At 39.6% G+C, this 13,169-nt stretch carries 15 protein-coding genes; 7 read left to right on the plus strand and 8 right to left on the minus strand.

Going from position 1 to position 13,169, the window contains the following annotated elements:
* The first annotated feature begins 17 nt into the window (after window positions 1-17).
* Window positions 18-434, plus strand: coding sequence for a response regulator (locus V7K60_RS24515; protein WP_334929172.1), 417 nt, complete (start codon window positions 18-20; stop codon window positions 432-434).
* 128 nt (window positions 435-562) lie between these two features.
* Here V7K60_RS24515 and V7K60_RS24520 read toward each other — a convergent pair whose 3' ends face one another.
* Entirely contained in the window at window positions 563-736 is a 174-nt protein-coding gene (locus tag V7K60_RS24520; protein WP_199784779.1) for a hypothetical protein, read from the minus strand.
* A gap of 661 nt (window positions 737-1,397) precedes the next feature.
* Here V7K60_RS24520 and V7K60_RS24525 point away from each other — a divergent pair.
* The gene (locus tag V7K60_RS24525) at window positions 1,398-1,967 is read left to right on the plus strand and encodes a DUF2854 domain-containing protein (protein WP_334929173.1); all 570 of its coding nucleotides are present in this window, start codon (window positions 1,398-1,400) and stop codon (window positions 1,965-1,967) included.
* Window positions 1,968-2,296: 329 nt separating this feature from the next.
* Here the strand turns inward: V7K60_RS24525 and V7K60_RS24530 are convergent, their stop codons facing one another.
* The gene (locus tag V7K60_RS24530) at window positions 2,297-2,557 is read right to left on the minus strand and encodes a chlororespiratory reduction protein 7 (RefSeq protein ID WP_334815565.1); all 261 of its coding nucleotides are present in this window, start codon (window positions 2,555-2,557) and stop codon (window positions 2,297-2,299) included.
* 978 nt (window positions 2,558-3,535) lie between these two features.
* On the opposite strand from V7K60_RS24530, the gene V7K60_RS24535 reads away from it, so the two are divergent.
* Window positions 3,536-4,564 carry a PleD family two-component system response regulator gene (locus V7K60_RS24535; protein ID WP_334929413.1) on the plus strand — a complete coding sequence of 343 codons (1,029 nt, stop codon included), beginning with the start codon at window positions 3,536-3,538 and terminating at the stop codon, window positions 4,562-4,564.
* 88 nt (window positions 4,565-4,652) lie between these two features.
* Here the strand turns inward: V7K60_RS24535 and V7K60_RS24540 are convergent, their stop codons facing one another.
* A complete protein-coding gene (locus V7K60_RS24540) occupies window positions 4,653-5,858 on the minus strand; it encodes a histidine kinase (RefSeq protein WP_334929175.1) in 1,206 nt (401 codons plus the stop codon).
* A gap of 616 nt (window positions 5,859-6,474) precedes the next feature.
* On the opposite strand from V7K60_RS24540, the gene V7K60_RS24545 reads away from it, so the two are divergent.
* From V7K60_RS24545 to V7K60_RS24560, 4 genes are all read left to right on the plus strand, one after another.
* On the plus strand, window positions 6,475-6,684 hold the full coding sequence (locus V7K60_RS24545; protein ID WP_334929177.1) for a hypothetical protein: 210 nt from the start codon (window positions 6,475-6,477) through the stop codon (window positions 6,682-6,684).
* A gap of 64 nt (window positions 6,685-6,748) precedes the next feature.
* Window positions 6,749-6,976 carry a hypothetical protein gene (locus V7K60_RS24550; protein WP_334929179.1) on the plus strand — a complete coding sequence of 76 codons (228 nt, stop codon included), beginning with the start codon at window positions 6,749-6,751 and terminating at the stop codon, window positions 6,974-6,976.
* Between the two features lie 519 nt (window positions 6,977-7,495).
* Window positions 7,496-8,890 carry an S-layer homology domain-containing protein gene (locus V7K60_RS24555; protein WP_334929181.1) on the plus strand — a complete coding sequence of 465 codons (1,395 nt, stop codon included), beginning with the start codon at window positions 7,496-7,498 and terminating at the stop codon, window positions 8,888-8,890.
* 389 nt (window positions 8,891-9,279) lie between these two features.
* On the plus strand, window positions 9,280-10,323 hold the full coding sequence (locus V7K60_RS24560) for a M42 family metallopeptidase (protein ID WP_334929183.1): 1,044 nt from the start codon (window positions 9,280-9,282) through the stop codon (window positions 10,321-10,323).
* Between the two features lie 63 nt (window positions 10,324-10,386).
* On the opposite strand, the gene V7K60_RS24565 is transcribed toward V7K60_RS24560, so the two are convergent.
* From V7K60_RS24565 to V7K60_RS24585, 5 genes are all read right to left on the minus strand, one after another.
* Window positions 10,387-10,698, minus strand: coding sequence for a type II toxin-antitoxin system PemK/MazF family toxin (locus V7K60_RS24565; protein ID WP_334929185.1), 312 nt, complete (start codon window positions 10,696-10,698; stop codon window positions 10,387-10,389).
* Window positions 10,685-10,894 carry a toxin-antitoxin system, antitoxin component, Xre family protein gene (locus tag V7K60_RS24570; protein ID WP_334929187.1) on the minus strand — a complete coding sequence of 70 codons (210 nt, stop codon included), beginning with the start codon at window positions 10,892-10,894 and terminating at the stop codon, window positions 10,685-10,687. The genes V7K60_RS24565 and V7K60_RS24570 overlap by 14 nt, the downstream gene beginning before the upstream one ends.
* A gap of 507 nt (window positions 10,895-11,401) precedes the next feature.
* Window positions 11,402-11,629: a hypothetical protein gene (locus V7K60_RS24575; protein WP_334929189.1), complete on the minus strand. Its 228-nt coding sequence runs from the start codon at window positions 11,627-11,629 to the stop codon at window positions 11,402-11,404.
* Window positions 11,630-11,794: 165 nt separating this feature from the next.
* Entirely contained in the window at window positions 11,795-12,571 is a 777-nt protein-coding gene (locus V7K60_RS24580; RefSeq protein WP_334929191.1) for a DUF3883 domain-containing protein, read from the minus strand.
* Window positions 12,572-12,697: 126 nt separating this feature from the next.
* Complete coding sequence (locus V7K60_RS24585; RefSeq protein ID WP_334929193.1) at window positions 12,698-13,075, minus strand: hypothetical protein; 378 nt, start codon at window positions 13,073-13,075, stop codon at window positions 12,698-12,700.
* Window positions 13,076-13,169: the final 94 nt, after the last annotated feature.

Here is a 13,169-nt window from a genome sequence, read left to right on the forward strand (position 1 = left end):
ATTTGTCTTTCCCCTCAATGTTAATGTTATCCTGCGAGCTTTCTACCTTGCGTGTTTTAGTAGTTGATGACCACGAACTGACTCGCTTAACCTTACAATTGGTTTTTTCTTGCCAAGAAGATATTCAAGTAGTAGGTTTAGCCAGTAATGGTGAAGAAGCTATAGAAATGGTTAAACGTTGCCATCCTGACGTAATTGTTTTAGATTTACAGATGCCAGTCATGGATGGGTGGAGTGCGTCTAGTCAAATTAAAGCTATATCTCCGAACACCCAGATACTTGCTTACTCATCAGTGGAAGACGTAAATTTTCACGGTACAAAGGCAATGTCTAGCTTTGATGAAGTTTGCAAGAAAGATGTACCGACAAGCGAACTTATTGTCTTAGTTAGGCGACTGGGTCAGCGTGCAGGAGATGGTTCAGTGGCAGGATAAATGATGCAATGATTATTGCTTCGCCAACTCAGGCTAGTTCAATTCTGGGGATTTAAAGACATGATACGACTGAATAACGTCGGTCTAGCCTGAAGTTGAGGTTAAACCGACGTAATTTTTGATAAATTCTACTCTACCGGAATGGTGCGTCTAAATTCATCAATTAGTTCATCCAGTTCTTCCAAAGCCTGATTTACGTCAATTCTCAAAGTTCCCAGGTTTGGTTGCTCCAGTAAGCTTAATAGGTAATCGCGTTTACTTTGAACTGCCACAATTCGTTCTTTTATAGTCTGTAAATCCATTATTTTTTTCCCATCTTTAACTACCTTTAAATTTAAAGTTAACTCAAAATCTAATATTCTGGGACACTATACGCCCTCAGTAGTCAACTTAGTACAGCTAACCCTGAAGTTCTTAGCGAATGGACTCAAACAAACTTTGCGCTCCTCTGCGCTATACTCTGCGTGACGGCAGTCGCTACAACGGGGAGGCAGCGCGGTCTTCTCCCAAAGGGAGAGGCTAGCGCGCCAAGGGGGTTCCCCCCATGAGCGACTGCCGTGGGAACCCCCTTGGCGCGCTGCCTCCCCTCTGCGTTTAAACTCAAACCCTCAATTGGTCACGAATTTACGAAACTGTGTACTTAGAGCCACTTGTCTTCCCTACGATATCCTGCACGAATGTAGACTAAGGAAAAATTGAGTGTTTGAAAATCACAAAGACAAAGGTGGGTAAAGTCTCGTTTAGACGAAGCCAGTGATTTGGGCAAAAATGCCTGACTTGTTCGCTCTTGGTGTCTTTCCTTCCGGTTCTTTAGCAACTGGCGTGCGGTTTATAACCGCCTTAATATGGCAATTTAAGGTTAGTTGAATACTAGCACTTGGGGACGATGTTCTTTCCTAATTTGTTGCTCATAGCCGATGATAATAAAACTAAGGTATTCAGACTTTATACTAATTTAAGCTCATGCTACGCCAAATCTCTTTAGGAACACTCGGTCTAACTATCGGTGGCATATTAACCATCATTGGCTTCGTCGCCTATGCTAATAATAATGCCACACTCAATCTTGTCGGATTTTTTTACGGGATTCCTCTATTATTGGGAGGGCTGGCACTAAAAGCTAATGAACTTAAGCCAGTACCATTTACTCAAACTACCTCACCATCAGCATTGATACTGCGCCAGCAGCAAGCAACTGATACGCAAAATAAAATTCGCAAAGACATTACCCGATATTGCTACGGTCAAGATTCTCATCTAGATACAACACTTTCTTTTCTGGGTTTGAGTCCCACTGACCAAGAACGGCCAACAGTCACAGGGTTACGAGAAACAGAAGTTAATGGGAGCTATGCCCTAATTTTAGAATTTGATTCACCACTAATACCAATTGATGTGTGGCAAAAAAAGCATGAAAAAATGACCAATTATTTTGGACCTGGATTGGAAATTCAAATAACGCAGCCATCTGAAAATATAATTGAGCTAGCGTTAATCAATACTCAAAAAGAATCACTAGTCAGTAGTCAGTAGTCAATAGCAAAAGTTATCATTACCCAAACTTCCTTCCTTTATCACTTCTTGTTACCCATATTTCTGCAACAGTCAACATAATTAATAATTCATAATTACAATTAGTAGTAGCTCTTGTACTCTCCATTATCTTGTTGACCACTAAATTTTTGATGAGTGTGTGGACTAATGTACAGTGTCTTTAACTATGAATTATGAATTAGTAATTATTCTTTTTGGAATTCCCTTAACCACGATTTATATCCCCGACTTCTTCAAAAAGTTGGGAATCTGGGCAGCAACTTGTACTTAAAATCTTTTGGGCTTCTCTTAAGCACTTAACCAAAAACTTACTTTTCTAAACGAACTGCGTACCACTGTAAATATTGCCCAGGGCTAATATCTAATTTGCAGCTAGTGTCAAGTAAATATTGTGCTTGAGCTTCCACAGTATCAAATTTTTGCAAGTCAGGCGGCAAATCTTGAATTATGAGTTGTTGAAGAGTTGTTTTGAGCTTTTCTAATAACTCTGATGGTGTCATAAATTGTTCTGGTTGATTTGTTTCGAGAACAACAAAATTATCCTGCTGATACATTAATGAGTCTGGCATTTTAAATATTTAGCGAATGTCAAGATGTTTAGACTATTTTTGTAAGAACTTTTCTTTATTTGTATAATCAAAAATATAGCATTTTCTGTGCTGTCTGTAAAGCACTTAGAGGATTAGTTATTCAAAATATTAATATTAATTTAGTAGCTGGTAGTAACATATAATTTTAGCTACTAAATTGCTATCTTTCCAAAAAAAAGTCTATTTTTTAGATAACTAGATATACTGAACCTAATTAAATAAAAATTTAACTTCATTTATTAGCCCAGAACGATTTGCAACGCTATCTATTTCATTTTCATCTGCCTCAGAATTCATTCTGAGTCTAATAGCACTCATTCGTATAAAAACAACTGATAAAAGACTATAGTCCGTTAAAATAGAATTGAGTATGATCTGCAAAACTGTAGTTATGGGGGGTTTATGGCTATAACTAAATTGTTATAGAGTCAGTTGAAAATAAAGCTTTAAACTAAGTTAAATTTCAATTTTATGTAATTATACTAAACCTCAGTAAGCCTTGTTGAATAGACTAAATAAATTTCAGTCAGTTGATATTAATATTTAGTATTAACTATCTTCTGAGGGTAATTTGGCAATTGCCTCGCTCTGGCTCGTTAGGTTTCTTAACTAACTACACAACTCAAGAATTAAGGTGTGTATTTGTAATTCTCAAAAAAATCGTAATTTGACTTTAACAATAGGGAAATATAAAAGTAACATTTCCTCCCATAACCATCGCTGAACAAAAAGGTAGCAATTGCCTTCGTGTTCCAATTACAGATTGTCTATGCAACTTATTTATCTACCGCTTGCTTGGCCCAACAACATTGGGCAGTCCATTGTCAAAAAACAGTTGATTGTGAAGCCAGACACACCTTTGCCACAAATCCTGGCATTGATGAAAATAGCGATCGCCCCCATGCGATTGAGTTGCACAGCCTTTTTCAGGATAGTCCAGCAAGTGGAAGGCAACTCATGTCAGGCATAAGCCCATTTCCTGTTTCTACTAACCAACCGCCACTGATTCTAGTGGCTGATGATGACAAGACCATCCGAATATTGTTGCGTAAAGCTATGCAACAAGAAGATTATCGAGTGGTCGAGGTCAATGATGGTAAGCAATGTTTAGATGCTTACGAGACTATCAAACCGGATATAGTGTTGCTAGATGCTGTAATGCCTGTGATGGATGGCTTTACCTGCTGTGAGCACTTGCGCCAGATTGCCAAGAATAATTTAAAATCAGCTGTTGCAACCTTTGATACTGACTCAGCCCTTAACAATACTGTGATCTCCCAGATATGGGAGCGCACTCCGATATTGATGATCACATGCTTGGACGATGAGGAATCCGTAAACCGTGCTTTTGACGCAGGGGCGACTGATTATGTCACTAAGCCAATTCACTTGCCTGTATTGCGCCGTCGGTTGCGCGGACTGCTACGGCAAGCGCAAGTATACAAACAATTAGAGGCAGCAAACCAAGCTTTGCACCACCTAGCCAATGTAGATGGCTTAACTGAGTTGGCTAATCGTCGCCGCTTTGACGATTATCTCAATACTCAGTGGATTAAGCTCGTACAAAAGGAATCTCCCTTGTCAATGATTTTGTGTGATATCGACTTTTTTAAATTTTATAACGATAAATATGGCCATCCTGCTGGGGATGTCTGTTTACAAAAGGTGGGTGCTGTTTTAAGCCTTAAGGCACAAAAACATCAGGATTTAGTAGCGCGTTATGGTGGCGAAGAATTTGCTGTGATTATGCCACACACCCCTGCATCTGGCGCACTTCATGTTGCCGCCGCGATCCAAGCGGGAATCAAAGATTTGCAAATTGTTCATGACGATTCTGCGGTGAGTCAGCACGTCACTCTCAGTATGGGCGTGGCAACTGTTGTCCCGACTTGGGAATCTTCACCTTCAGAGTTGATCGTGCTGGCAGATAAAGCACTCTACCAAGCAAAGGCCGGGGGACGCGATCGCTTTATCTCAAGTTATTAATTGTCATTTGTCATTAAGTGTTGCTAGTTTTTTTACCAATGCCCAATACTTCGACTTCGCTCAGTACAAGTGCCCCATGCCCCAATACCTAAGAAGGATAAACTGGCAGTGTAAAGTGAAACCATGCTCCGTTATTGGGGGCAGAATCTACCCAAATTTGGCCATAATGTGCCAGAACGATGCGTTGGCATAAACAAAGGCCAATGCCGTAACCTTCTGTACCTTCATCCCGTTGCAGGCGGAAGTGGTTTTCAAAGATGCGATCGCGATTTTCTACAGGAATACCAGGCCCAGTATCGCCAATACTAAACTGAACTTTTTGAGTAGTGCGGTGCAATCCGGCGATGCTAATCTTGCCACCTTCTGGAGTGTATTTGATGGCATTATCCAACAGATTTACTAGCACTTGGCGGATGCGTTCTGGGTCAGCATATACATAAGGTAAGTCATTGGGAATATCTGTTTCCACCTCTTGGGATTTGGCGGTGTAGCGATCGCACAATTCTTCTAGTACATCTAAGCACAGTTTACCTAGCTGTACCTTTTGTGGTAAAATAGGAAACTCTGTATCTTTGCCACGACCTACCTGCAAAAGGTCGGCAATCATCCGATCAATGATCTTAGTTTGATTACGGGCTTGTTTTAATAGATGCGCTGTCAAGGATGGTTTGAGGCGCTGGAATTGGCCTGTTTCTAAATCGTAGTTAGATTGGAGAGTTTCTATGGCGATCGCGGCAGCAGTTAGGGGATTGCGGAGATCGTGTGCCAGCATCGCAATCACCCGATCTTTAAACTGTAGCTGCTCTTGGAGGTTATCTTTTTCTTGTTTTAAGCGAAAAATTTCGTCTGAGAGTCGGATAAGTTCGGCAGAAACAGCAACTGAACGGATGGTGGATTTGGGTGATGTTGCCCTAACAGTATCGTCTATCTGTTCTTGTAAGTCTTCCTGTAATTTTAAGTGGGCGTCTACAGTAGCTTGCCAGCGAGGCCACCAATTTTTCAATTGCGCTATGATATTACTCCCAGCCAAAACCTGTTGTGGTTCCGGGTGAATTTTGATTAAAGCTGGCGTTGCTACCAATTTAAAGTGTTCTGCTAAGTAAGGTTGTTGACCAACATCAATAGTTTGAAGTTCAAAACTATACTCAGCCTGCAATTCTTTTAAGTAAGCACGTATTCGCTGCACCTGTTGACGGGACTTAGGGCGTCCATCGACAAATAGTAACAGCTGGAGTGGAGCCTCAAAATAAATAGGCTGATCCTGGGAAACTTGCATGTAATCGTGTTTCAGCACTGGTAACAACCCGGTGACGCTTTACAGAAAGTAAAAAGGACTGACGGTTGTTGATGGTCGTTGTTTTTTCTTCTTAATATCTATTTTAGATTTTCATACTCCTATCCGATCTGTGTTTTTGACATCAGATATATCTTTTTCAGCCTTTTGCTCCCTTTTGGTTAACTTCATCTCCAAGATACACCCTTGCCCCTTGAATATAAGTCTTAATTTGCCCTGAATCAAAAATTTTCGCCAGAGCTAGCAGGTGAAAAATTTAATAACTATGTCAGATCGGCTAGTGCAGCACCATGTCATTTTGAGTAATCGCTTTGAGCAAGCGATGTCTACGACGGGCTACGCCTACGCCCAAGAAAACACAGATGCTCATTGTATCTAATCTATCAGGAAGCTGTTAACTGTTCAGACCAAGTTTGTAGAGGGTTTTCTCAACCGCCAGTGCATTTGATGAAGTGTCTTTTTCGCTTCTAGCCAATCATTAACTAGGCATTGGGACAAACAGCTAAAGCCAACTCTATACTACTTCTATAACTTGCGAAGCGCACCTTCCAGCTTTCCTAAAAGAACCACAGCCCTATCCAAGAATAACAGGGGATGGGTTGATTGAGGGAAAGTTTTGGATAACATAGAGGCGATGCCTACGGCGGTAAACTACGCACTTTTAGAGGAAGCACTCACTGCTTTCGAGGCTGTTAATAAACTCTTGACTACAGCACAAGTAGCACTTTCTCCAGAAAATCAATTTAGAGATACTAGGAAAACTGCTGCGACACTTGACTGCTTTACCTATTTACCCCAGTCGTCAAGAATAACGAACTTACGCTAAGTTCCTGGAATTGTTTAACACTGGCATTTTTCAGCTATTGCCTGACTCATATTACCATCGTCAGATGAATAATTTTCAGAATCGATTGTCAGCCAGTGTTAGTGAACTCGATCTATTTCCCTCTTTGGGTGAGGCTAAGGGGAGCTTCATTCCTAGTCTATCACTTCAGTTGCTTGGCGTAGGCTTTGCCCGCCGTAGGCATCGCATTACAACTAGTGCATCTGCAAGTAGATTCAAGCTTTTGCTAGCTAAACTGTTTTTTGACCAGTTATCAATTAGTTATCTGCTCTAGAACTTGGATATTTAGATAACTCTCTGAAAAATTGGTTCACAATCTACTATTGATCAGTTTGTAGTCGGTGGCTCTAGTCCTCATCTAAATCCTAAAGTCCTTACTACAAACTCCCGACTCATAAAACTCCTATCTAGCAAGGATTTCAGGTTTATTTATATTTTTTCTTAAAAATGTTAGTTTTCCAGAATTTTAGGGAACTCTATAAATAAGCATAGGAATTATCAAAACCTAATGGCTGTAAAACGAAGACAATACGGTAGCTTTTGCTACCGTTTACTCATTTTTGGAGATATCATCACCAAAATAGACATTTACGAAGAAGACGTAGTGAGTCGGTAGTGTCTTTTGGTGATATATAAAGTCAGAGGAGAGCAGGGGAGACGAGGGGATAACGGAGAATTATTGAACAAGTCTTTCCCTTGTCTACCTTGTCTCTTCTCCATGCCCCATACCCCATTCCCATTTAATGGACAGTCTGCGCTAGGGTAGGAATTGAAACTCAATTTGTGATTTCCTGTGCTTTCCTGTAAACGTCCAGCTGTATTTCTAATTTGGGCTGTTATACTCACTTCGTTAACAGCCTGTGCTAATAGTCCAGTCGCCAAAAACCTTGAGGAATCTTTGGCGGCAGATCCGAAACTGCAAAGTGATCGAGTTGTCTTTGGAGAATCTCAAGGTAATCAACCGCAAGCACAGCAAAATGAATCAGCAGTTCAGTTACCATCTGATTTTCCTAAAGATATCCCCTTATATTCCAATGCCAAACTACAGGAAGTTACACCTGCTAGCGGCTCAGAAAACAAAATCTCAACTCGTTGGTTAAGTTCTGACCCCAGTAATTTTATTGCTAGTTTTTATCGCAGCCAGTTTCAAACAAATAACTGGCAGATTTTACAACAGCCGACAGATGATACAGGAGGGGCTTTTGAGGCACGTCGCAACGATTTGCTGTTGAAGGTTTCCATTCAGCCCAAATCAGTTACTAATGCCACACCTAATCAACCCCAAACAGCCACTGAATTACTGATTGATTACGTACCGAATAGTACAGCATCAGCACAACCTACCTCAACTACAGATCCTAACGAAACTACTAACGCCGCTGCTCAACCAGGAGATCGACAGTTCATTGGCCCGGTATCACCTGCAAACTTGACAGCACAGCCACCAAGTACGGCTAATAACCAAACAACTCCTACAGCTACACCCGAATCTCAGGCATTCAACGATCTGAATAAGGCACCGCAAGAATGGCGGCAACACATCCAGGACTTGGCTGCATTAGGTGTTTTATCTATAGAAGCAAAGACAACTAAGAGCAACTCTACTAACACAACTAACCAGTTTGAACCCGGTAAAATCGTTACACATCGGGAATATGCTCGTTGGCTAATTGCTGCTAACAATGCTGTGTATACCAACAATTCAGCTAAACAGATTCGCTTGGCATCAGAAAGTACTCAACCAGCTTTTAGTGATGTATCAGCAAAAGACCCTGATTTTCCAGCAATTCAGGGATTAGCTGAAGCTGGGTTAATTCCCAGTCCTTTGTCTGGAGATTCTACAGTACTTTTATTTCGTCCTGATGCACCTCTAACGCGGGAACAGTTGCTGCTGTGGAAATTACCCTTAGATACTCGCCAAGCTTTACCCTCTGCTAACTTAGATGCGGTCAAACAAACCTGGGGTTTCCAAGATGCAGCGAGAATTGACTCCAAGGCTTTAAGAGCAGTGCTGGCTGATTACCAGAATGGCGAACAATCGAATATTCGTCGGGTGTTTGGCTATACGACTCTGTTTCAACCCAAAAAACCAGTAACTCGTGCTGAGGCTGCTACAGCTTTGTGGTACTTTGGCAGTCAGGGTGAGGGTGTATCGGCTACTGAGGCTTTGAAATTAAAGCGAAGTTAACAGGGATGTCTACGAAGAGTTATGTCATTCTGTTGCAGTTAGTTCATCATTAGCAGAAAAGTGGCTAATGCCCACGCTTTAGCATGGAAAGGTTGCAATTTCTTTGTAATCGGCTTATTTTTTATCAATAAAATGTAAATCTCAGTGTTTTAAGCGTTTTTACCTGTGTTTGATGAATTTTTGAGGCATAGTTAAGTAAAACAACGTAAATTAACTCAATAGACGTACTTAGTTTGGAAGTATCTAATGAACTTGGGGATTTTAGCCCTTAGTGCTTTTGGTGCGCTAGGAGTGCTGAAGCGTCAACGAAAAAGAGCAGCACTTGTATCAGTAGTTCGGGTTGTTAATGCATAATTGTCTCATATAACAGTTGAAAACTAAACTAATTGATGTGGGATTACGATCGCTTATTTGAAATTATTGAAGAATTGGTCATGCACCATTCCCCTAGTGGTGCAGAAGCTGAGATTAACCAGTTGTTAATGCAACGATTTGCGGCGCTGGGTGTAGAAGTCTGGTGCGATCGCGCCGATAATATTATTGCCAAGATTTCAGGAAAAAACCCAGACCGAGCGATCGCCATCACAGCACATAAAGACGAAATTGGTGCAATTGTCAAGAGTATTGGTGATGAAGGTCGTGTCAAAGTCAGCAAACTTGGCGGTTCTTTCCCGTGGGTTTACGGCGAAGGTGTTGTCGATTTACTGGGAGATAACGAAACTATCAACGGTATTCTCAGTTTTGGTTCCCGCCACGTTTCCCACGAATCACCCCAAAAAGTGCAGCAGGAAGATACTACTGTTAAGTGGGAAAATGCCTGGATTGAAACGAAGCTGACATCTGCTCAATTAGAAGCAGCTGGTATTCGACCTGGAACTAGAATGGTGATTGGCAAACATCGCAAGCGTCCAATTCGGTTAAAGGATCATATTGCTGGTTACACCTTGGATAACAAAGCTTCTGTTGCGATTTTGTTAGCTTTGGCTGAAAATCTCAAACAGCCAGTAGCCGATGTCTATTTAGTAGCGTCAGCTAAAGAAGAAGTGGGAGCAATTGGGGCGCTATTTTTCACCCAAAATCAGCGTTTAGATGCCTTGATTGCTTTAGAAATTTGTCCATTATCTGAAGAATATCCTGTTGAAGATGGCGAAAGTCCTGTACTTTTATCTCAAGATGCCTATGGAATATATGATGAGGGGCTAAATGGACAACTGCGCCATAGTGGCAATCAACTCGATATAGCAGTGCAGCTAACGATACTGAGTCAGTTTGGTAGTGATGCTTCGATTGCAATGAAATTTGGTCATGTTGGGCGTGCTGCGTGTTTGGCATTTCCCACACAAAATACACATGGATATGAAATTGCTCATTTAGGAGCGATCGCTAATTGTATCGATTTGTTAAAAGCTTTCTGCGAAACTGAGTTTGAGTAATAGTTCGAGGCTTTCACTGGAATGAGCGATCGCATATCAACCCAAAATAGCCAGAAAAAGGTTTTACAAAGTCTGAAAGTCTGCTTCCTCAAGTCGTCCTAACTTTTTAATCACTAGCCCTTTATCTATGGTAGTCAAAACTGGTTTGATAATTGAAGGTTTGAGAAGACCAGCTACTCGCCATCCAGTAATTGTGATTTCACCAAAGGAAGTTGCTGGATTTGCTTGACTGGTAATAGCTATCAATATTAAATCCGAACGTTCACGTTGATAGCTATTAGAACTCACAACTACTGCTGGACGTTTTTTAGTAGTAGTCTGGTCAGTAAAAGGAAACGGCACTAAAACAACATCACCAAACTCATAGTTTGTCATATTCTGCATCATCAGGGTTATCCCAGATTTTAAGCAGAACTGGTTCAGAAAGTTTTGCTGCTGCAAAGGTAAGGCTATACTCTGTATTTTGCTTCTCCAGAGAATTAATAAAATCTTCAACTAGCAAAACTTGTTCGGGAGGTAGCTGGCGAATTTTTTCAAGTAGCCTTTGCTCTAAACTGCTATGAGCCTGCATTGTTTAGATTCTCCTAATCTTGCCTATCTATGATTGGTTGCTTTATGCATTCATTATAGTTTTTGGTTGTCTCTACCGACGATGGCGATCGCTAATTGTATCGATTTGTTAAAAGCTTTCTGTGAAACTGAATTTGAGGAATAATTCGAGGCTCTGGCTCAAAAGAGCGATCGCATATCAACCCAAAATAGTGTGAATTTTTCTGGTTGTCAAAAATGCGCGATCGCACAGCAAAATTGTCCCTGTTTTTGATGTGGTATGAGCGGTGAGCGCCATAATTTGCGTTTACTTTCCAAATGTCCTAAAGTGTGGGGTTAGGTTTAAAATCTGTGCCTTATGGAAGCAAAAGCATTGTGATCGCTGCCACTTTCCGTTTGAGAAGATAGTAACTGCTCAAAAGTTGTTTATCTAGGGTATCTGAAGAAATTTAAATTAGCTTTCATTTACAGAAAACGCATAGTTCCCATCTGGAAATCGGATAATTGTAACGCAGAAAGGCACTCCATCCTAACCACCTTGAGAATCAACCTCACCTTTTAATCTAGTCATTAATAACGCGGGATAGTTGCGGTCAACTCCATAAGGTATTGTTCCAGCATCACCAGGTAAAACACTGCCAAGCTGAGTATAGTTTCTACTAACGCTTTTCTTCAGATTAGAATCTAAATTGACAATTACTAATGTAGCCGTATTTTGGTATCTCGGCTGATCTTTCAGGGCATTAACAGCTTGCAAGATCAAATTATCTTTCCACGCACCACTTGCTCCGGGTGTCCCTCTAATTCCTTCACCAGTAACAGAGTTAATGTCTATAACTTCTGTAGGTAGAGGTGATTCGTCTTGCTATTTCTGCTAAATCATTTAAAATATAGTAAATTATATAATTATTAATAATTTATATTACCAAGGAAGAAACTTAGTATTAAAAGTTATTTGTCTTTGTAATATAATGTTTTTTGTAAAATTCATATTGCTTACAGGATCAAAAATAATACTAAACTTTGGAACATCTTCCAAACTACTTACTACGACCAGAGCATAATCCTTTCTATATTCCTGCGCTTTCAAAAATTCATTATTCGTTAATCTTACACTACCATAATTAGATTTAATGCCTTTTATTTCAGCTAAAAATGCTTTTTGGAAAACATCTACTTGAAAATCGTAGCCATCTCCAAACGTTCGGGCATCCTCTAAAAAACCATCTTTAAATTCCTGGATACTTTGATAGTTTTTCATAAAAAACAGTTCTGCTGCTTTTCCCGTATCTTGTAGTTGCTTAAATTTGCTCTTTAAAATAGGGCTTATAGATTTTGCATCTATAGTGTCTATACTACTGATTTTTTTATCTAAGTAGAGTTTGATAATATTTGCATAAGATTTATAATCTTCTGAACCAAAGAGGGAATCAATGAGTATTTTTCGATGAATATATATATTTCCCTTTTGCCACCATCCTTTTCTTGCATTATCAAAAAAAGGATCAAATAAATCTTGTCTATTTTTTATTGTTCCTACAGTTTTAGCAATACCAATGTTTACAAAATAAAGAAAAAACTCTTGCTTAGTTTTAAAACTAAATTCTCTAACAAAATCCATATCAAATTTAGCTAAACCATATCCAATTAAATTAAGTATTTCATAATTCTCATGTTTGTTAGTATCAGCTCTATTCATAAATTTGAATATTAACTTAAATTAATAAAATAATAATTTGAATGGTTTTAACATCAGCGATTACACTATATTAAGCAGGAACTATAACTGCGGGAAAAAGAACATACCCAGCATCCGTAAATTTTCTTAGTTTTTAGTTAAATCTGTAGGAGTAAAATCTGAAGGAATACAGTCTTCAATGCGGTTAGTTGAGTTATTGTAAAATGATTGATAATTAGTTTCAAGGCTTTTTAAATATATTGGGTTAATTTCAGCAGAATTAATAATTATAAATCCTTTTTTTTGCTCCCCAGCCATCAGAAATCCAACACCCATTCCGCAGGCTCCAGCAAAAAGCTCCACGACACGCACATCATTTCTTGATGCTGTAAGCGCACCATGTAAAGAAGTAGTTTCAGACACAAGTGATGAAGAAATATTAAGTTCTTCATCTTGCTCTTTAGATAATTTGATGTTTGCTCTGTAACGAACCCTTGAACCTGGATTGCAAGCTGGCTTGATCATGAAATATTTTATGTCAAAGAATTCAATTATAAGATGGTCTTTGTTTAGGTTGAATATACGTACCAAAATTTACACTAGTATCAAAGATTATAGC

This window comes from Nostoc sp. (assembly GCF_036917555.1).
Taxonomy (GTDB): Bacteria; Cyanobacteriota; Cyanobacteriia; order Cyanobacteriales; family Nostocaceae; genus Nostoc.